Origin of the sequence: Enterobacter cloacae complex sp. P24RS (genome assembly GCF_014982165.1) — a bacterium.
Taxonomy (GTDB): Bacteria; Pseudomonadota; Gammaproteobacteria; order Enterobacterales; family Enterobacteriaceae; genus Enterobacter; species Enterobacter quasihormaechei.
The window spans coordinates 14,765-33,636 of sequence record NZ_JADCKU010000003.1; the positions used below are offsets into that span (position 1 = coordinate 14,765).

Annotated in this window: 18 protein-coding genes; 4 read left to right on the forward strand and 14 right to left on the reverse strand. The window is 56.3% G+C overall.

What is annotated here, in order from left to right:
• Positions 1-12: 12 nt before the first annotated feature.
• From INF58_RS02645 to rppH, 8 genes are all read right to left on the reverse strand, one after another.
• Positions 13-336 carry a prepilin-type N-terminal cleavage/methylation domain-containing protein gene (locus tag INF58_RS02645; RefSeq protein WP_193526944.1) on the reverse strand — a complete coding sequence of 108 codons (324 nt, stop codon included), beginning with the start codon at positions 334-336 and terminating at the stop codon, positions 13-15.
• On the reverse strand, positions 321-719 hold the full coding sequence (locus INF58_RS02650; RefSeq protein WP_193526945.1) for a DUF2509 family protein: 399 nt from the start codon (positions 717-719) through the stop codon (positions 321-323). The genes INF58_RS02645 and INF58_RS02650 overlap by 16 nt, the downstream gene beginning before the upstream one ends.
• Positions 716-1,276, reverse strand: coding sequence for a prepilin peptidase-dependent protein (locus INF58_RS02655; RefSeq protein ID WP_193526946.1), 561 nt, complete (start codon positions 1,274-1,276; stop codon positions 716-718). The genes INF58_RS02650 and INF58_RS02655 overlap by 4 nt, the downstream gene beginning before the upstream one ends.
• A complete protein-coding gene (locus INF58_RS02660; protein ID WP_193526947.1) occupies positions 1,267-1,731 on the reverse strand; it encodes a prepilin peptidase-dependent protein in 465 nt (154 codons plus the stop codon). The genes INF58_RS02655 and INF58_RS02660 overlap by 10 nt, the downstream gene beginning before the upstream one ends.
• Before the next feature lie 184 nt (positions 1,732-1,915).
• Complete coding sequence (gene thyA, locus INF58_RS02665) at positions 1,916-2,710, reverse strand: thymidylate synthase (protein WP_006811817.1); 795 nt, start codon at positions 2,708-2,710, stop codon at positions 1,916-1,918.
• Between the two features lie 6 nt (positions 2,711-2,716).
• Positions 2,717-3,592 (reverse strand): prolipoprotein diacylglyceryl transferase, encoded by an 876-nt coding sequence (gene lgt, locus INF58_RS02670; protein ID WP_063869279.1) that lies wholly within the window; start codon positions 3,590-3,592, stop codon positions 2,717-2,719.
• Positions 3,593-3,852: 260 nt separating this feature from the next.
• Complete coding sequence (gene ptsP / locus INF58_RS02675; protein WP_193526948.1) at positions 3,853-6,099, reverse strand: phosphoenolpyruvate--protein phosphotransferase; 2,247 nt, start codon at positions 6,097-6,099, stop codon at positions 3,853-3,855.
• Between the two features lie 12 nt (positions 6,100-6,111).
• The gene (gene rppH / locus INF58_RS02680) at positions 6,112-6,642 is read right to left on the reverse strand and encodes an RNA pyrophosphohydrolase (RefSeq protein WP_063451936.1); all 531 of its coding nucleotides are present in this window, start codon (positions 6,640-6,642) and stop codon (positions 6,112-6,114) included.
• 683 nt (positions 6,643-7,325) lie between these two features.
• Here rppH and mutH point away from each other — a divergent pair.
• The 3 genes from mutH to INF58_RS02695 all read left to right on the forward strand — a co-directional run bounded on the left by mutH (position 7,326) and on the right by INF58_RS02695 (position 9,537).
• The gene (gene mutH, locus INF58_RS02685; RefSeq protein ID WP_063451937.1) at positions 7,326-8,018 is read left to right on the forward strand and encodes a DNA mismatch repair endonuclease MutH; all 693 of its coding nucleotides are present in this window, start codon (positions 7,326-7,328) and stop codon (positions 8,016-8,018) included.
• 128 nt (positions 8,019-8,146) lie between these two features.
• Positions 8,147-8,365 carry a YgdI/YgdR family lipoprotein gene (locus INF58_RS02690; RefSeq protein ID WP_003862794.1) on the forward strand — a complete coding sequence of 73 codons (219 nt, stop codon included), beginning with the start codon at positions 8,147-8,149 and terminating at the stop codon, positions 8,363-8,365.
• A 131-nt stretch (positions 8,366-8,496) separates the two neighbouring features.
• Entirely contained in the window at positions 8,497-9,537 is a 1,041-nt protein-coding gene (locus INF58_RS02695) for an NADP(H)-dependent aldo-keto reductase (RefSeq protein ID WP_193526949.1), read from the forward strand.
• Between the two features lie 105 nt (positions 9,538-9,642).
• Here INF58_RS02695 and lplT read toward each other — a convergent pair whose 3' ends face one another.
• Together lplT and aas are read right to left on the reverse strand one after the other, a co-directional pair.
• On the reverse strand, positions 9,643-10,836 hold the full coding sequence (gene lplT, locus INF58_RS02700; protein ID WP_193526950.1) for a lysophospholipid transporter LplT: 1,194 nt from the start codon (positions 10,834-10,836) through the stop codon (positions 9,643-9,645).
• 4 nt (positions 10,837-10,840) lie between these two features.
• The gene (gene aas, locus INF58_RS02705; protein ID WP_193526951.1) at positions 10,841-12,988 is read right to left on the reverse strand and encodes a bifunctional acyl-ACP--phospholipid O-acyltransferase/long-chain-fatty-acid--ACP ligase; all 2,148 of its coding nucleotides are present in this window, start codon (positions 12,986-12,988) and stop codon (positions 10,841-10,843) included.
• 617 nt (positions 12,989-13,605) lie between these two features.
• Between aas and galR the strand changes: the two genes are divergently transcribed.
• On the forward strand, positions 13,606-14,628 hold the full coding sequence (gene galR, locus INF58_RS02710) for an HTH-type transcriptional regulator GalR (RefSeq protein ID WP_063869266.1): 1,023 nt from the start codon (positions 13,606-13,608) through the stop codon (positions 14,626-14,628).
• Here galR and INF58_RS02715 read toward each other — a convergent pair.
• The 4 genes from INF58_RS02715 to INF58_RS02730 all read right to left on the reverse strand — a co-directional run bounded on the left by INF58_RS02715 (position 14,583) and on the right by INF58_RS02730 (position 18,668).
• Positions 14,583-15,059 carry a GNAT family N-acetyltransferase gene (locus INF58_RS02715; RefSeq protein ID WP_193526952.1) on the reverse strand — a complete coding sequence of 159 codons (477 nt, stop codon included), beginning with the start codon at positions 15,057-15,059 and terminating at the stop codon, positions 14,583-14,585. The two genes, galR and INF58_RS02715, sit on opposite strands and share 46 nt — an antisense overlap.
• Positions 15,056-15,829 carry a GntR family transcriptional regulator gene (locus INF58_RS02720; RefSeq protein WP_063451943.1) on the reverse strand — a complete coding sequence of 258 codons (774 nt, stop codon included), beginning with the start codon at positions 15,827-15,829 and terminating at the stop codon, positions 15,056-15,058. Before INF58_RS02720 ends, INF58_RS02715 begins: the two co-directional genes overlap by 4 nt.
• 78 nt (positions 15,830-15,907) lie before the next feature.
• Positions 15,908-17,335 carry a glycoside hydrolase family 1 protein gene (locus INF58_RS02725; RefSeq protein ID WP_193527097.1) on the reverse strand — a complete coding sequence of 476 codons (1,428 nt, stop codon included), beginning with the start codon at positions 17,333-17,335 and terminating at the stop codon, positions 15,908-15,910.
• Between the two features lie 7 nt (positions 17,336-17,342).
• Positions 17,343-18,668, reverse strand: coding sequence for a PTS sugar transporter subunit IIC (locus INF58_RS02730; RefSeq protein ID WP_107533659.1), 1,326 nt, complete (start codon positions 18,666-18,668; stop codon positions 17,343-17,345).
• Positions 18,669-18,872: the final 204 nt, after the last annotated feature.

The following is an 18,872-nucleotide window of genomic DNA, read 5'->3' on the forward strand; positions in this document are numbered from 1 at the left end:
AAACGCTCCCGACTACCGGCTAACCGGGCAATGCAGACGCGTCAACGCGCCCTGCCGCCCCATAGGAGAAATAAGTGTGACCGTGATGCTGACACATCCGGTCTGTGTTGTCTGCCCCCGGCTGACCTGCCAGCCCGGCGGGAGCATCGACGTTGAGATCTGCGACTGATTCCACGCATGATGCCATAGCTGACGATACTGGCTAAGCGCCGCATACCGGGCTGCCAGCGCGCGATGATATCCGGATAACGCCGTCACAACCACAACCAGCAACATCATTGCCAGCAAAACCTCAACCATGCTAAATCCTTTTTGTCTGCTCAGGGTAACTGACATAGCGCTTTTTCCTTAAGGGGGCAGAAATCGCTCCAGCCGTGGGCAGAAAAGCGTATTTGTCCTTCCGTGATTTCTCCGCCCTGCCAAAGCAACAGATCGTCAATTCCGGCAATAAGCAAAGCCCGATCCCTGAGCAGCCTTAAACAGACCCGCCAACGCTGCGTCTGCTTGCACTGAACCTCTGGCCGTAAAGCCCAGCGCTGAATGCGCCCCCACTCCAGCGCAGACTGCACGGCAGCCTGCTGGCGAACGGACAGACTCTCATTACTCACCAGCGCATTAAAAGTTTGCAGCTGCTGGTTTAATCCGGTGAGGATCAGCGTGCCGAGCACCAGCAACAGCAGGACCAGCGCCAGCGATGACATGCCCCGCTGACGATTCACAGATTAAACCCCGTTACGGTGTGGCGGGCTGAAAAGGGTGTGGTCAGTTCACCTTTGCGCCGGGCGCGCAGCTCGACATTGATTACCGGTGCAAAACCAGCATGGTCGGTTTTGATGATCATGAACTGCTCGATCAGGATCCGATCGGGGTCGGTGAGTTTATCCCACCCCTTACCTTCACAGGACGTCGCGCCCCGCAGCGTTTCAAGCGCGCCGGCTTCAAGCCGAAATCCCGTGCTGTCATTTTCTGACGCGGAGGTATCCCACTGACCGTTGCTGTTTGCATCCCACTGGACAATTGCACATCGCCCTTGCCTGCCAATGATTAACCCTTGCCCCTGACATTGCCCTGCACAGTATCCTGCTCGCTGGAGCTGTTTACCGATCGCAAGCAGGCGTTGCCACACCTCATCTTCCAGCTCCCGTTGCCCGGATTGCAGTAAAACACCCCGCTGGAGCCCCGGTAAAAAACGTGACGTGCTGAGTAACAGAATGCTGCTTATCGTCATCGCAATCAGGATCTCCAGAAGGGAGAATCCTTTTTGTTTTACTGGCATAGACTTTCTCCTGCGGCATTACACAGCCTGATACGCCCACCATTTGAGACAATAACCCACCACGCACCGGCGCGGCTCTGCACGCGAATATGTCCGGCCCATGCGGTATCCCTTAAGCCGTAAAATCCCAGCGCAGGCGTGACGTCGCTCAGCGTGACCTCCGGCCATAACGGTTTCATCACGAACGGGCCGCCGCTGTCGCAGCCCGGGCCCACAGCGCTGATAAGGCAGGCCTGATTCCCGTCAGCGTGAAGTGCGATCCTGTGCTCGCTGTTGTGACGATTTGCGTCGTTTCGCAAAAACACCAGGTAATCCCGCACCTGACAGGCTGTCTGCCAGAGCCGCTGCCGCTGTTGCCAGCTGTCCCAGCCATAAAGTCCCGTCGCGCTGAGGATCACGACCAGCGAGATGGCGACAAGGGTTTCGATAAGCGTAAAGCCATGTTCGTTTTTCATGGCGGGAGTGTCGCGGAAAGGCAGAAAAGGCGCGAGCGTCAAACCAGAACATTACGAGCTGCTTTCAGGAGAATGTCGTCTGTTGCAACGCATTGCATCCTCTCTGGAAACAGGCTCGAAAAACAAAACGAGCGCGAAAAAAAACCGGCGCTCAAGAGCACCGGTTGTGTCAGGATCCGCCGTATCAGATGGCAACAGGCGCTTTAATGCCGGGATGTGGGTCGTAGCCCTCAATCTCGAAGTCATCAAAACGGTAATCGAAAATCGAATCCGGCTTACGTTTGATCACCAGTTTCGGCAGCGCGCGCGGTTCACGCGTCAGCTGGAGATGCGTCTGTTCCATATGATTGCTGTAGAGATGGGTATCACCGCCCGTCCAGACAAAATCGCCCACTTCAAGATCGCACTGCTGCGCCATCATGTGCACTAACAGCGCGTAGCTGGCGATGTTAAACGGCAGGCCGAGGAACACGTCGCAGGAGCGCTGATAGAGCTGGCAGGAGAGCTTGCCGTCCGCCACGTAGAACTGGAAGAAGGCATGGCACGGTGCCAGCGCCATTTTGTCCAGCTCACCCACGTTCCAGGCAGAAACAATGATACGACGCGAGTCCGGGTCATTCTTCAGCTGGTTCATAACGGTTGTGATCTGGTCGATATGGCGACCGTCCGGGGTTGGCCACGCGCGCCATTGCTTGCCGTAGACCGGCCCCAGGTCGCCGTTTTCGTCTGCCCACTCGTCCCATATGGAGACATTGTTTTCATGCAGATAAGCAACGTTGGTATCGCCTTGCAGGAACCAGAGCAGTTCATGAATGATCGAGCGCAGATGGCAGCGCTTCGTCGTCACCAGAGGAAAGCCTTCTTGCAGATTGAAGCGCATCTGGTGGCCAAAAATGGAGAGCGTACCGGTACCGGTACGGTCGTTTTTCGGCGTGCCCTCGTCGAGCACTTTTTTCATCAATTCAAGATACTGTTTCATGGTTCCTCAGGAAAGTTGTTGCTGTGGACGACGACGATACGCCCAAATCATCATAATGGCACCCGCGACAATCATCGGGATGGAGAGGATCTGCCCCATGCTGATGTACTGTACCCATTCGCCGGTAAACTGCGCATCCGGCTGGCGGAAGAACTCGACGATGATACGGAATGCGCCATAGCCAATCAGGAACAGACCAGAGACAGCCCCCATTGGGCGCGGTTTGCGGATGTACAGATTCAGGATGATAAACAGCACCACGCCTTCCAGCGCCAGCTCGTAAAGCTGAGACATATGGCGCGGCAGAACGCCGTAGGTATCGAAAACAGACTGCCACTCAGGGTGCGAAGGCAGCAGCGCGATATCCTCTGCGCGCGAGCCAGGGAAGAGCATGGTAAACGGCACGCTCGGATCGACACGCCCCCACAGCTCACCGTTGATGAAGTTGCCCAGACGCCCTGCGCCCAGCCCAAACGGGATTAACGGCGCGATAAAATCAGCCACCTGGAAGAAGTTACGTTTGGTGCGTTTGGCGAAGATCACCATGACCAGAATCACGCCAATCAGCCCGCCGTGGAAGGACATGCCGCCGTCCCAGACGCGGAACAGATAAAGCGGATCGTTCAGGAATACCGGGAAGTTGTAGAACAGGACATAACCTATACGACCGCCCAGGAACACGCCGAGGAATCCAGCATAAAGCAGGTTTTCCACTTCGTTCTTCGTCCAGCCGCTGCCGGGACGACTGGCGCGACGGCCAGCAAGCCACATGGCAAATACGAAGCCCACCAGGTACATCAAACCGTACCAGTGAAGCGCTACGGGTCCTATTGAGAAAATTACCGGATCAAATTCCGGAAAATGCAGATAACCACTGTTCATCTGTCACCACAAGATGTTGTTATTCCGCTGAAAGTGGACAGCGGCTGAATTGCATTCCCGCCGTTGGCAGGTGCTCCAAAGTTGCGAATCATAGCATAAGGCAGGCGCGGAGGATGCGCCTGAGATGTAAAAGATGTGTATAGGGTTTGATGCGCGCAGGTCCCTTCACCCTGGCCCTCTCCCCAAACGGGCGAGGGGATTGTTAGCTGCTCGCATTCATTTGTAGGGTTCCCTCCGCCCTGAGGAAGAGGGGAAAGGCGTTAGCGACCACCGCGGATCAGGCCGCCCATACCGCGTCGTTCCATAAATGCCGCCACCTGGTGACGAACCTCAGCTGCCAGCTGCGCGTCAAGGCTGCGCTCAGCCAGCTCGCAGGCATCATTGACGTCAATATGACGCAACAAATACTTCACGCGCGCTACCGCGCGGCCGTTCATCGACAGATGGCGATACCCCAGACCAATCAGGATCGCGACGCACATAGAGTCTCCGGCCATTTCACCGCACAGGCGTAGATCAATACCGTACTGTTCAGCCTCACGGGCGATCATCGCCAGGGCACGAAGCATCGCCGGATGCAGGCTGTCGTAGATGCTGGCAACGCGGGTGTTGTTGCGATCGACCGCCAGAATGTATTGCGTTAAGTCGTTGGTGCCGACGGAGATAAAATCGACGCGGGTCGCCAGCTGCGGCAGCATAAAGACCATTGAGGGCACTTCGAGCATCACGCCGATACGCGGTTTCGGGATCGCATAGCCGATCATCTCTTCCACTTCGCGCCCGGCGCGTTCTATCAACCGCCGTGCTTCGTCGATCTCGTCAATACTGGTGACCATCGGCAGCAAAATGCTGAGATTCCCCGTGGCCGCGTTGGCGCGCAGCATCGCACGAACCTGAATAAGGAAGATTTCCGGCTGATCGAGGGTAATGCGGATCCCGCGCCAGCCGAGGCAGGGGTTCTCCTCGCTGATGGGCATATAGGGCAGCTGTTTATCCGCGCCGACGTCCAGGGTGCGCAACGTTACGGGTTTGTCGTTGAACATCTGCAACATGCCCTGATACTGCGCAACCTGCTCCTCTTCTGAAGGGAAGCCGCTTTGCAGCATGAACGGGATTTCGGTGCGGTAAAGGCCAATGCCGTCGATACGGCTGCCGAGCTTTTCTTCGTGCTCGGGGCTTAAGCCAGCGTTGAGCATCACCTTTACCCGCTCACCGCTTTTGAGCTGTGCGGGCAGGTTGACGTCATCTTCCGCCAGCTTGCTTAATTCATTCTCTTCGCTGATGAGGCGCTGGTACTCCTGGAGGAGAACCGGCTCAGGATCAACCAGCAGCTCACCGCGATACCCGTCCACCACCAGCGTGCGGCGATGCAGCACGGAGGGCTGAATATCCGCGCCCATAACGGTCGGGATACCGAGTGCGCGCACCATGATAGCGGCATGGGAGTTAGCAGCGCCATCGCGCACCACCACGCCCGCCAGCCTGTCCTGCGGTAATTCCGCCAGCGTCGTCGCCGAGAGTTCATCGGCCACCAGCACAAACCGGCTTGGCCAGGCATTCGCCCCCTGAATGGTATCATCGAGGTGGAAAAGCAGACGTTGCCCAAGCGCGCGTAAATCACCGGCTCGCTCTTTCAGATAACCGTCTGTCAGCACCGCAAACTGTTCGGCAAATTTTTCGATGACCTTTTTAACCGCCCACTCTGCTACCGAACCTTTATCGACCTCGGCAAACAGCTCACGGCGCAAGCGCGCATCGGAAAGCAGGTGTGAGTAAAGATCGAAAATGGCCGCAGTCTCTTTTTGCGCACCAGCGGCAAAGCGTTTGCTGTAGCGTCGAAACTCATTCGCTGCCTCTTCCAGCGCGGCGGTGAGCCGTTCGCGCTCAAGCGCTTCATCCAGCGTAGAGGCTTCGTAGACCTGCTCCATCAACGGCAGCGTGGCATCCATCCAGCCTTCGGCGATAGCGACGCCCGGCGAGGCTGGAAGCGCGCGGATACGCGTATGACGATACTGGCCAAAAAGGGCGGCCAGCTGGGACTGGGAGAGGATCGCCGCCATCTGCGTTGCCAGCGTGACGAGGAAGGACTCCTCGCTTTCATCGTACTGGCGCAACTCTCGCTGCTGAACAACAAGCACGCCAAGCAGCTGACGGCGCTGAATAATCGGCACGCCAAGAAAAGCGCGGAAACGCTCCTCTTTTACGGAAGGGATATATTTAAAGCTGGGGTGTTTTTGCGCATCGGCAAGGTTGATTGGCTCCGCCAGTCGCCCGACCAGGCCAACAATACCTTCATCAAACGCGAGCGTGACGGTGCGTCCCCGTGGTTTTTTTAAACCGCGGGTTGCCATCAGGTAGTAGCAACGTCGGTCATGGTCGGCCAGATAGACCGAACAGACTTCGGTTTCCATCGCAAGACAGATGTCCGTCACCAGAATATTCAGCGCCTCGTTGAGGCGAGGCGCACTGGCAACCTTTTCAACTATTTCTCGCAAGCGGGTGAGCATGATTTGCGTAGCTTAACCTCTTTTACGTCGCCAGGCAGGTGCGCTCTGTGGCTTCGGAGGCGTCTCCTGAAGCTGCATAACGGCACTTGCGAACTCTTTCATCACCCTACGGTAAACATCGCGCTTAAAAGACACGACCTGACGAACCGGATACCAGTAGCTTACCCAGCGCCAGCCATCAAACTCCGGCGTGCTGCTGGTTTGCATATTGATATCTGAATCGTTGCCCACCAACTGCAAAAGAAACCACTTCTGTTTCTGGCCGATACAAACCGGCTTTGTGTCCCAACGCACCAAACGTTTCGGTAACTTGTAACGCAACCAGTTGCGGGTCGAAGCCAGGATGCGAACATCTTTGCGGCTTAAACCAACCTCTTCAAACAGCTCCCGGTACATCGCTTGTTCTGGGGACTCTCCAGGATTGATCCCGCCTTGCGGGAACTGCCAGGAGTGCTGACCATATCGCCGGGCCCACATCACCTGACCCTGACGATTACAAATTACTATTCCTACGTTTGGGCGGTAGCCATCGTCATCAATCACCGGACTACCCCAAACTAAATCTGATATATGAATGATTGTTTCACACTACAGGGAGGCGGTAAACCACTCTCTTACAGGCCTGCAACCTAATAACATTTGAATAACTCACAAATTTGTGAGGAGTTATAAACAGATGAGGGCGACTGAGACCATTTTTATTCACCTTTTCTGTGGATATAGTTGTGAAGAAGTACGGAATTACCGATGAACAACCTTGTAGACCGACGAAACGCCCGTTTACGCCCTTCATAATAAACTTTTTAAATTCAGAGCATTATAGTTAAAAACAGGGCATTAAAGGCGATTAACGTGACGATCGTCACATCAAAGATCCTCCTGCTGATGAAAGATCGAACAGCGTCGGTTTTATCCACAGATTGTGCCAATAAGTTAGGCACAATTTGTGTGAAAATTCGATTTTCATCGCACGTCAAGGCTGTAAATTGAAACAGTAGTGGTGGTTATACCCAGTTATCCCATTTTTCTGTGGATAACATGGTGTAAGATCCTGTTTATTGTCAGTGACCAGAATTGCACAACCTGTTTTTTAGCCATGCCACGCTGCTTTTTATCCTAAAAAACCTGATAAAAACCAACCACATGGAATATGTACTCAGAAAAAGGTAAACTCTATCCACAAGGGATAAAATATCAGCTCATTTTTTAACCAAAAGGTTGTTAGCATGCATTCTCTCGCCCCACTGCTCTCCCCTCCCGTCAGTGAAGCTCAGCTGCTCCAGCAGGCACAGCGTCTGGCAGGCTATTCGCTGGGTGAGCTGGCCGTGATGGCGGGGTTAACGATACCTAACGATTTGAAGCGCGATAAAGGCTGGATCGGCGTGTTGCTTGAACGCTGGCTGGGCGCAAGCGCGGGCAGCAAACCCGAGCAAGATTTTGCGGCGCTGGGCGTTGAGCTGAAAACGATCCCTGTCGATAGCCAGGGGCGGCCGCTGGAAACGACCTTTGTCTGCGTGGCGCCGCTGACGGGGAACAGCGGAGTGACATGGGAAACCAGCCACGTCAGGCATAAGCTGAAGCGGGTGTTGTGGGTACCCGTTGAGGGCGACAGGCAGATCCCGCTGGCAGAACGTCGCGTTGGCGCCCCGCTGCTCTGGAGTCCGGATGAAGAAGAGGAAAGGCAGCTTTCCGAGGACTGGGAAGAGCTGATGGATATGATTGTGCTGGGACAGGTTGAGCGGATCACCGCCCGGCATGGCGAAGTGCTGCAACTCCGTCCAAAAGCCGCCAACAGCAAAGCGCTCACTGAAGCGGTAGGCGCACGGGGCGAACCGATCCTGACGCTGCCGCGCGGTTTCTATCTTAAAAAGAATTTCACCGGGGCGCTGCTGGCACGCCACTTCCTGTTGAAAACATAGTTTTTTACCAATTTTGCGCTCCGGCTAACATAATCTCCTCCTTTTTAAGATTTCCCCCCTTTCACCTGTCGTAATATCAGGTTATTACTACACTATGATTTGATACGAGCCAGGTGAGGATGAGAACGATGAAAAAATGGGCAGTAATTATCTCAGCAGTCGGTTTAGCGTTTGCGGTATCGGGTTGTAGCAGCGACTATGTCATGTCAACGAAAGATGGTCGTATGATCCTGACCGATGGCAAACCCGAAGTCGACGACGATACCGGTCTGGTGAGTTACCGCGATCGCGAAGGCAACCAAATGCAAATTAATCGCGACGAAGTATCCCAGATCATCGAGCGATAAACAGATAAAGGTCAGTAGCTTGCTGGCCTTTTTGATTTTTTCCTTCCCCTTTTGCCTTCCCTCTGCCATGTTTATATTCCTTTGTCGGGAGGTTCCTGACGCAGTCTGTATGTCTAAAAAGGAAACCGGCTATGCATTATCACCGTATCCCCCACAGCGCTCTGGAGATCAGCCAACTGGGGTTGGGCACCATGACATTTGGTGAACAAAACAGCGAAGCCGATGCCCATGCACAACTCGATTACGCCGTCAGCCAGGGCATTAACCTGATTGACGTGGCGGAGATGTACCCTGTTCCTCCACGCCCGGAAACACAAGGCCTTACCGAAACGTACGTCGGCAACTGGCTGGCGAAACGTGGCAATCGCGAAAAGCTGGTTCTCGCCTCTAAGGTTAGCGGCCCTTCCCGTAATAACGATGCCGGGATCCGCCCTAACCAGATCCTCGATCGCAAGAATATCCGTGCCGCGCTGGATGCCAGCCTCAAGCGCCTGCAAACAGACTATCTCGATCTTTATCAGGTGCACTGGCCGCAGCGTCCGACAAACTGCTTCGGCAAGCTCGGCTACCCCTGGAACGAGAGTGCTCCGGCCGTTACCCTGCTGGAAACGCTGGAAGCGCTCACGGAATGTCAGCGCGCGGGCAAGATCCGCTACATCGGCGTTTCCAACGAGACGGCGTTTGGCGTGATGCGCTATCTGCATCTGGCCGATAAACACGACCTGCCGCGCATCGTGACCATACAGAACCCGTACAGCCTGTTAAACCGCAGTTATGAAGTGGGTCTGGCGGAAGTGACGCAGTACGAAGAGGTGGAGCTGCTCGCCTACTCTTGCCTGGGCTTCGGTACCCTGACGGGCAAATACCTGAACGGCGCGAAACCGGCTGGCGCGCGTAACACGCTTTTCAGCCGCTTCACCCGCTATAGCGGTGAGCAGACGCAAAAAGCCGTTGCGGCGTATGTGGATATCGCGAAGCATCACGGGCTCGATCCGGCGCAGATGGCGCTGGCCTTCGTGCGTCGTCAGCCGTTCGTCGCCAGTACCCTGCTGGGCGCGACGACAATGGCGCAGCTGAAAACCAATATTGAGAGTTTCCACCTGACCCTCAGCGAAGAGGTGTTAGCGGAGATTGAAGCGGTGCATCAGGTTTATACTTACCCGGCACCTTAAGTTGACGTTTTGCCCGGTGGCGGCATTGCCTTACCGGGCCTACAAAATCTGCCAACATCACGAAACGTAGGCCGGGTCAGGCGGAGCCGCCACCCGGCAAAGATATCACCGCCGACGCTGCCAGACCCACAGCCCGGTAATCGCCAGCGCAAACAGTGCGCCAAACCCCACTCCGATTGCCACGACCGGCGCGCCCGCTTTTACCGCCAGCGAGTAGATCCCCAGCATCAGCAACATCGCCATGTTTTCGCCAAGGTTTTGCACCGCAATGGCGTTGCCAGCCCCGACGGTCTGCTTGCCGCGCTCCTGCAAAAGCGCATTGAGCGGCACCACAAAGAAACCGCCTAACACGCCAATCAGTAACAACAGGGCATAGGCAGGCAATATGGCATGTTGCAGGGAGAAGAACAGAACGCCGACGCCGATCAGGATCCCCGCAGGCATGCAGCGTGCAACGGTTTCAAGCGTTACCAGTTTGGCCGCCGCACCGGCCCCGACAACAATCCCGACGGCAACCATGGCATTCAGGTAGGTCGGCGTGGCGTTATCTGTTATCCCCAGTGCCACCGGTACCCACAGCACCAGCAGGAAACGCAGCGTGACGCCGGCACCCCAGAACAGGCTGGTCCCCATCAGCGAGAAGCGCGTTTCACCGTTGCGCCACAGCACGCGGCAGGCATTAAAGAAGCTGCCGGTCATTGGCCCAAAGCGCCAGGATTGTCCCGGACGCGCCACTGCCAGTTTAGGAATAAACAGGTTGGCGATCACCGCGCCGCCGTACATCAGGGCACAGATGCCAAGCGCGGCGAGCACGTGCCAGTCTGCCAGTACGCCGCCCGCCACCGAACCCAGCAGAATCGCCGCAATGGTGGAGGACTCCATCAGGCCGTTGGCCTTTACCAGCTTATCACCGGTGGTAAGCTCCCCCAGAATGCCGTACTTCGCCGGAGAGTAAGCGGCCGCACCTATGCCCACCAGCGTGTAGCCGACAAACGGGTTGATACCAAAGCAGATGCTTGCCGCGCCCAGAAGCTTAAGGCTGTTGGCAAACATCATGACCCGACCTTTCGGGAAGCTGTCCGCCACCTGGCCGACAAACGGCGCAAATACAATGTAAGCACCCACAAACACCATCTGTAGGATCGGCTGGCTCCAGTCGGGATAAAACTCAGTTTTCAGCAATGCCAGCGTGGCAAACAGCAACGCGTTATCGCCGAACGCGGAAAGAAACTGAGCGGCGATAACCGCCATCATGCCTTTCGACCAGATTGAAGTGTTAGTGTGTACTGACTCACGCATTTTGCTATTCCGCCTCTTCAACCATGCCCTTCAGGGTCACGAAATCGGGTTTACCGCTGCCCAGCACCGGTAACTGTTTGAGGTAACGAATATCGCGGGGCACCGCCAGCTCGGGAATGCCGTGTTCGCGCGCATACCTGAGCAGCGCGTCACGCTTCAGTTCAGCGTCGGTGGTAAAGAGCACCAGCGCCTCGCCTTTACTGGCATCACTTTTCACCACGGTCGCATGCATTTTCTCCGCAGAGACCGCAGTCGCCAGCGTCTCCACCATTTCAAGAGAGACCATTTCACCGGCGATTTTGGCGAAGCGTTTTGCCCGTCCCTGGATCTGCACGAAGCCCTGATCGTCGAAGCGCACGATGTCGCCCGTGTCGTACCAGCCCGTTTCAACCTCGCCATTGACGTTCTCGGCCGTCGGCGCTTCGAGCACGCCCGGATTTTCCACGCGCAGATAGCCGTTCATGACGTTCGGCCCTTTAAGCTGAAGGCGTCCGCCGTCTTCAATGCCCGGCACCGCCAGCAGCCGCGCATCCAGCCCCGGCAGAATGCGGCCCACCGTTCCCGGTTTTGCCGCCATCGGGACGTTGATGGATACCACCGGCGCACACTCCGTCACGCCATAGCCTTCCAGAATGCGCAGGCCAAATTTGTCCTGCCAAATCTGGCGCGTGCTGTCCTGGAGTTTTTCCGCCCCCGCCACCACGTAGCGCACGCGGAAGAAATCATACGGGTTGGCGAAACGCGCGTAGTTACCGAGGAAAGTGGACGTGCCGAACAGCACGGTGCAGTTACGGTCATAAACCAGTTCCGGCACAATGCGGTAGTGCAGCGGGCTTGGGTAGAGGAACACTTCGGCACCGGTCAGCAGCGGCGTGAAGAGCCCCACGGTCAGGCCAAAGGAGTGGAACAGCGGCAGCGCCGACATAAAGCGATCGTTGGCGGTAAAGTCGGCGATAGTTTTGATCTGTTCGACGTTCGCCAGGATGCTTTTATGGCTGTGAACCACGCCTTTCGGGTTGCCTTCAGAGCCGGAGGTAAAGAGGATGATGGCATCGTCTTCCGGCTGCTGCTTGACCTGCGCCAGGTGCGGCATCAGCAGGTGGGCAAAAATCCACAGCTTATCGGCCGTCGTGACGTCTGCTTTCAGATCTTCCAGGAACACCCAGCGCACCTGGGTCAGCTGTTCCGGCAGGTGCCACAGCTTGCCTTTATCCAGGAACTGGCGCGAGGTAAAGACGGTGTTGATTTGTGCCGCGGTAATCGCGCTGGAGAGCCCCTTCACGCCCGCCGTGTAGTTCATCATTGCCGGAATGCGGCCCCGGGAGACGGCACCAAAGATCACCGCCGCGCTGATACCCGCGTTCGGCAGCATCAGGCCAATCTTTTCGCCCCGTTTGCTGTACTTCTCGAGGATGCGCCCGACAAACAGCGTTTTGGTCAACAGCTTACGGTAGGTATCCGGCGTAAAGTTGATGTCTTCAATGCAGTTTTTCTTCGCGCCGTAACGATACTGCGCCGACAGCAACGATTCATACAGCGTTTCGCGCGGGCGAACGGCCATGCGCGCTTCCATCATAATCTGGTGCAGCATCTCCCCGGCGATTTTACGGCGGTCACGCGCTCGCGGCGCCTCGGGCATCGGCAGAGACGTTGGCGGTAAAATGTGCAGCGTGATTTTCGGGAACAGGCGCTGCTTCACCAGCCCTTTCAGGCGGCTGAAAAAGGTCAGTTCAGCCCCCTCAATGCGCAACGGCACGACGGTGGCGCGTGACTTCGCCGCGACAAAACCGGCCCCGTCATAAATTTTCATCAGGGAGCCCGTCACGGAAATACGCCCCTCCGGGAAGATGACGACCGGGCGTCCCTGCTCAACCAGACGCACCAGATGTTTAATCATCATCGGTTTGGTTGGGTCGAGCGGCACAAAATCAATCAGCGGCCTGAGCCAGCGCATGTACCATTTTTCACTGATGGAGCTGTACACCGCGAAGACGGGACGGACGGGCAAAAACAGCGCCAGCAATACGCCATCAAGAAAGGAGACGTGATTCGGAGTGATGAGAACACGCTCGCCATAGAGCGCCTGCGTATCGCCCGTTACGCGGATGCGAAACAGGACGCTGAACAGTGTGCGGAAGAACCCAAAAAGCATTTCAACTCCCTTTGCCAGCCAGTGTGAAAGGTATAAATGGTGGCAGATTACACGAGAAGTAGTGAGGGAGCGATAGCAAATACAGAGGCGAAAAAAAACCTGCGCATCCGCGCAGGTTGGTGCAAGAGAAGAGTACGAAAACTTACTAAGAATTCTCACCAATCAATACCTCTGGGATCTTGATTGTGGTCTCTGGCGGTACGCTTCGCCAGCGGGAAAACGCAAGGGAATGAGCCGAAGTGCAACCAGGTGTGAATATTCTCTGTTGCTGTTACAGGTTGAACTTACAGGCAAAAAAAAACCTGCGTAAAACGCAGGTTGGTGTAAATCGTGTTAATCAACCGAAGCTGATTCCACCTATCAATACCTCTGGGATCTCGACTCTAGCAATTCACGGCGCATCGTTGCTAACGGACAATCGCAACAGCCTGAGGCAAAGTGTAACTAAAGGTTCAGATTGACATTATTCAGACATGACTGGCCGTGTAACGATTACACCGCGAGGGATGTTCTGCATCACGTTTGCAGAGGACGCCCACCCGGTCCCCTTGAATGCGCGCCGCTTTTCCGCAACACTAGTTAGTGTGTAAACGCTTACCCCTATAAGAAGGTATTGAATGGCGACAATTAAGGATGTGGCTCGTCTGGCGGGTGTTTCCGTCGCGACCGTCTCCCGCGTGATCAACAACTCCCCTAAAGCCAGTGATGCATCGCGCCAGGCCGTGCAGGACGCCATGGAAAACCTGAATTATCACCCTAACGCCAACGCGCGTGCCCTTGCCCAGCAGTCAACAGAAACCATCGGGCTGGTGGTCGGGGATGTGTCCGATCCGTTTTTCGGCGCGATGGTCAAAGCCGTAGAACAGGTCTCTTATCACACCGGTAATTTTCTGCTGATTGGTAATGGCTACCACAATGAACAAAAAGAGCGCCAGGCCATTGAGCAACTGATTCGTCATCGCTGTGCGGCGCTGGTGGTACACGCCAAAATGATCCCCGATGCCGAGCTGATTCACCTGATGAAACAAATGCCGGGGATGGTGATGATCAACCGTATTATTCCCGGTTTTGAAACCCGCTGCGTGGCGCTTGACGACCGTTACGGCGCATGGCTGGCAACCCGTCATCTGATCCAGCAGGGCCATACCCGTATCGGCTATCTGTGCTCCAACCACCCGATTTCCGATGCGGAAGATCGCCTTCAGGGCTATTACGACGCGCTGCGCGAAGCCGGTCTGCCCTGCAACGATCGCCTTGTGGCGTACGGTGAACCCGATGAGAGCGGCGGCGAGCAGGCGATGACCGAGCTGCTGGGACGCGGGCGGAATTTCACCGCCGTGGCCAGCTATAATGATTCCATGGCCGCAGGCGCAATGGGCGTGTTAAACGATAACGGGATTGACGTGCCGGCAGAAATTTCGCTGATTGGCTTTGATGATGTGCTGGTGTCGCGCTACGTGCGCCCTCGCCTGACCACCGTGCGTTACCCGATTGTAACCATGGCCACGCAGGCGGCAGAACTGGCGTTAGCGCTGGCCGAGCATCGCCCGCCGCCGGAAATTACTCACCTGTTCAGCCCAACCTTAGTGCGCCGTCACTCGGTGGTTTCGCCCGCTGAAGCCGCGAGCGAACAGCGATAGAGATGGACGGTTTTATCCGGGTATTCCAGCGCATCGCCGATGTAGTGCCAGCCGTAACGTTCGTAGAAGTCGCGGCAGGCAGACCAGAGATGCAGCTCGTGATACCCGGCGCGTCGCGCATAGCCCTTCACATGCTCCTGAAGTTTTCCCGCCAGCCCTTTTCCCCGGGCGGCTTCATCGACATACAGCGCAGCCAGCCATGGATGAAGATCCTGCCGGGTAATCAAATCGCAGCGCCACAGCCCAACGGTGCCCAGCAGCCGATCGTTCTCAACGGCAATAAAGGTGAGCGGTAACGCGCCCGGCGTCAGGCTGTGCTCGACGATGCTCTGGAAAAAAGCGCGCGGCACTCCTTCACCAAACGCTGCCCAGATCCAGTCGATTACCTGCTCTGTAAACTGCGGCGCAGTGTAAAGCGGCAGGATCTTCACACCAGCTTCCCCTGGAAAAGGGGAACCGATTCGAAGAGATAGCCGTCAAAATCTGGCGCGTCTTCGTCTGACAGCTCAAGCAGGCTCTTTTTAACGTTCTCAAGATGCTGGAACATGGCCTGCCAGGCCCCCATCACGTCGCGGCGGCGGAGCGCAGCGAGAATGGTTTGCCTGTCGCCGAGCCACTTCAGGCGCCAGGCGCGGCTGGCGATATGGCCGTTAAACTGCTGCCACAGCGGGCTGCTGTCCATGTGATGCCAGACGCTCTCAACCGTCGCCAGCAGCATCTGGTTTTGGGTGGCCCCCGCCAGCACCAGGTGGAACATTTTATTGTTGTCCTGGCTGCGATCGTCGATGGCAATCGCCCGCTGCTCCTGCTCGATGATGCGGCGCAGGTTGTCGATGTCCGCGCGGGTTGCCATTTTTGCGGCAAAGGCAGCAATGTTGCTTTCAAGCAGCTGACGCGCCTGGAGTATTTCAAACGGGCCAACGTCACTGTTCAGAAAGCGCTCTTCCTCGTTTTCATGCTCCTCCGGAATGCGCATCACGTAAACGCCAGACCCCTGGCGAATATCCACCGTCCCCTGAAGCTCAAGCATCAGTAGCGCCTCGCGCACGATGGTGCGGCTCACGCCATACGTCTCGGCGATATTGCGCTCAGGCGGCAGGCGCGATCCCACGGGATAATGCCCCTGGATAATTTGCGCGCGTAAATCCTCGCCAATTTCCTGGTACTGTTTTTTTTCCGGCAGGATGACAGCCTTATCCACGTTTTCACCTGTGTTTTTCAGTTAATGCGCGGGCCGGACGTCCTTCCGGCCAGTTTGTGCACTATTTTACCAGAAGGCTTACTTCCATTCATCGTCAACGCTCAGCGTGAGCACGCGCGTCTCGCGCAGCTGACGGAACCAGGAGGCCGACGCTTTTGCCCGCCGGGCGCGATGGTTCTCAAGGTCGATTTCAATGAGCCCGTAGCGGTTTTTAAACGCGTTCATCGGCGAGACGTTGTCGGTGAAGGCCCACAGCATATAGCCGTGGCAGTTCGCGCCTTCCTCGCGCGCCAGCAGCGTGTAGTAGAGATGTTCGCCGATAAACGCGATGCGGTACGCGTCATCAATAATGCCGTCGCGGTTGCGAAACTGCGCTTCGTTCTCCACGCCCATCCCGCTCTCCGCCACGAACCAGTCGATATTGCGGTAATCCTGTTTGATCCGCATCGCCATGTCGTAGATGATGCGCGGATAAATTTCCCAGCCGCGGGAGGGGTTCATTCTGCGCCCGGGCAGTTCGAACGGCTCGTAGTAGTACGCCGGGTGGAACGGCGTCTCCGGGTGCCAGGCGCGGGACGGGGCTTTTACCCGGTGCGGGTAATAGAGGTTGATCCCCAGCTCGTCAACGGTGTTGTCGGCAATCAGCGCCAGCTCATCAGCCGTGTAGTCCCACTGCACCTGATGCTGCGCCAGCAGGGTAAAGAGCGCCTGCGGATAGCGCCCGTGTACCAGCGGATCGAGAAAAACGCGGTTATAGAACAGATCGTACATCTCCGCCGCCCGCACGTCATGCGGCGCGCGCGAGCGCGGGTAGGTCACCTCCGGGTTGAGAATACAGCCCACCGTGCCGTCATAGCCCTTCTCACGGAACAGTTTGACCACTTTTGCCGTCGCCAGAATCTTATGGTGGTTCCACTGCATCCAGATACTGGTGTTCTGCTCATAGGGCCAGCGCAGCGCGTCGAGGTAGACGCGCGTCTGGACCACAATCGGTTCGTTGAAGGTAAACCAGCGGGTAACGTTGCCGTGAAAACGCTCAAACACCTTTTCCGCGTAGCGCACAAACAGCTCGACGACGTGCTTCGACGCCCAGCCGCCGTAGGTCTCCAGCAGCACGCCCGGCAGCTCGTAGTGTTCCAGGCAAATCATCGGCTCAATGCCCTGACGGTGCATTTCATCGAACAGCGCGTCGTAGTACGCGGCGTACTCCTCGTCTACCGTCGCATTTTCATAGTCGGTTAAAAAGCGTGACCAGTTGATGGAGGTACGATAGTGCGTCAGGCCCGCCTGCTTCATCAGCGCCACGTCTTCGCGGAAGCGATTGATAAAATCGGTGGCCACCGCCGGGCCATAGCCGTTGTGCCAGACGTGACGATCGTTCTTGTACCAGAGATCGAGCCACGAATCCTGCCCCGGCTTTTTGCCGCTCCAGCCCTCGGTCTGCCAGGCCGATGCCGCCGCGCCCAGAATAAAGTCCTGCGGTATGGCTATCTGTTTTGTGCTCATCATATCCTCATGCGTTATCGGTGGCTTGTTGCAGCGCGGCCTGCTCTGCGCGGCGCGAGGCAATTTTCACAAACGGCAGATAGATAATCACCGCGGTCACGATGCAGATAAACTGGGTGATCACCGCCCCCATGGAGCCTGCGGTGGACAGCCAGGCGTTGATTAGCGGCGGCGTGGTCCAGGGCACCATCACCACGGCTTTACCGGCAAACCCGGTCACGGTGGCAAAGTAGCCAATGGAGCCCGTCACCAGCGGCGTGATGATGAACGGGATAGCAAGGATCGGGTTGAGCATGATTGGCATACCGAAGATCACCGGCTCGTTGATGTTAAAAATGCCAGGCCCGATGGACAGCTTGGCGATCTCCTTCATCTCTTTACGTTTGGTGGCAATCATCACCGCGATCAGCAGGCCGATGGTCAGGCCGGAACCGCCGATGCTCATATAAACATCCCAGAACGGCATGGTGATGATGTTCGGTACCTCTTTACCCTGCTCGAACGCGCTCATGTTGACGGTGATCGCCCCCAGCAGCAGAGGCTCGCGGATCGGCTTGATCATCTGGTTGCCGTGGATCCCAATCACCCAGAACAGCTGGGCGACAAACATCAGCAGCAGGATCCCCGGCAGGCTTTGCACCACCCGCTCCAGCGGCTGTTGCACCACCTGGTAAACCGCGTCGTAGAGATACATACCGGTAACCTGATGAAACACGAAGCCAAAGGTCGCAATGGCGGTGGTGGTGATAATGGCCGGGATCAGCGCGGAGAACGACGCGGCGACGTTTGGCGGCACCGTGTCCGGCATCCTGATTTTCAGTCCCTTTCGGTTTTCCAGCCAGCAGTAGATCTCCACCGACAGGATGGCGATAAACATGCCGAGGAACAGGCTGCGGGTATCGGAGAACTGGCGCAGGAGCACGTCTTTCACTACGTGCATCTCGCCGTCCACCAGCATTTCCACCGTCGTCGGCGTCACGCAGATAAAGCAGATCACCGCCAGCAGGCCGGGGAAAAGGGACTTTATGCCGTTAATACGCCCCAGCTCAATGCCGATTAAAAACACCGCGCCGATGTTAAGGAAGTTCAGCGTGGCATAGTTAAGCGCGCTGGTGATCGGCTTTAACGCCGCGAGAAACGCCAGCGACTGAAAGCTCGCCAGGCCGTTTTTCGGATCCAGCACCATATTGGAGATCAGTACCGAAAACGCCCCCACAATGATGACCGGCATTAAGGTAATAAATGCAGACTTGATCGCCTGGATATAGCGATAGCTGTTGAAGGTGGTGGCAAAACTGCCCAGAGCGTCGATCAGTTTTTCCTGAAATGCCATAGGGTAATACCTCAGTAAAAGGGCTTTTATTGAATAAGGTGTACAGCCGGATACTATTGGTATGCCAAAAATAGCGTCAGCAGCCGATTTGTTCTGTGATTAAGCTCTCAACGACGCCAGAGGTATTCCAGATAGCGATTTATCACCATTTTGGTATACCAATGGCAGGTGTTTATTCCGCGAGTGAAGATCGTTACCGAAAAG

What these genes read in the sequence shown, in the direction of transcription:
- INF58_RS02730 (WP_107533659.1), bottom strand. Translation starts at nt 18,668, where the DNA reads ATGGCATTTCAGGAAAAACTGATCGACGCTCTGGGCAGTTTTGCCACC.
- thyA (WP_006811817.1), bottom strand. Translation starts at nt 2,710, where the DNA reads ATGAAACAGTATCTTGAATTGATGAAAAAAGTGCTCGACGAGGGCACG.
- INF58_RS02655 (WP_193526946.1), bottom strand. Translation starts at nt 1,276, where the DNA reads ATGCCAGTAAAACAAAAAGGATTCTCCCTTCTGGAGATCCTGATTGCG.
- galR (WP_063869266.1), top strand. Translation starts at nt 13,606, where the DNA reads ATGGCGACAATTAAGGATGTGGCTCGTCTGGCGGGTGTTTCCGTCGCG.
- INF58_RS02660 (WP_193526947.1), bottom strand. Translation starts at nt 1,731, where the DNA reads ATGAAAAACGAACATGGCTTTACGCTTATCGAAACCCTTGTCGCCATC.
- lplT (WP_193526950.1), bottom strand. Translation starts at nt 10,836, where the DNA reads ATGCGTGAGTCAGTACACACTAACACTTCAATCTGGTCGAAAGGCATG.
- INF58_RS02695 (WP_193526949.1), top strand. Translation starts at nt 8,497, where the DNA reads ATGCATTATCACCGTATCCCCCACAGCGCTCTGGAGATCAGCCAACTG.
- INF58_RS02725 (WP_193527097.1), bottom strand. Translation starts at nt 17,335, where the DNA reads ATGAGCACAAAACAGATAGCCATACCGCAGGACTTTATTCTGGGCGCG.
- lgt (WP_063869279.1), bottom strand. Translation starts at nt 3,592, where the DNA reads ATGAACAGTGGTTATCTGCATTTTCCGGAATTTGATCCGGTAATTTTC.
- ptsP (WP_193526948.1), bottom strand. Translation starts at nt 6,099, where the DNA reads ATGCTCACCCGCTTGCGAGAAATAGTTGAAAAGGTTGCCAGTGCGCCT.
- INF58_RS02690 (WP_003862794.1), top strand. Translation starts at nt 8,147, where the DNA reads ATGAAAAAATGGGCAGTAATTATCTCAGCAGTCGGTTTAGCGTTTGCG.
- aas (WP_193526951.1), bottom strand. Translation starts at nt 12,988, where the DNA reads ATGCTTTTTGGGTTCTTCCGCACACTGTTCAGCGTCCTGTTTCGCATC.
- INF58_RS02645 (WP_193526944.1), bottom strand. Translation starts at nt 336, where the DNA reads ATGTCAGTTACCCTGAGCAGACAAAAAGGATTTAGCATGGTTGAGGTT.
- mutH (WP_063451937.1), top strand. Translation starts at nt 7,326, where the DNA reads ATGCATTCTCTCGCCCCACTGCTCTCCCCTCCCGTCAGTGAAGCTCAG.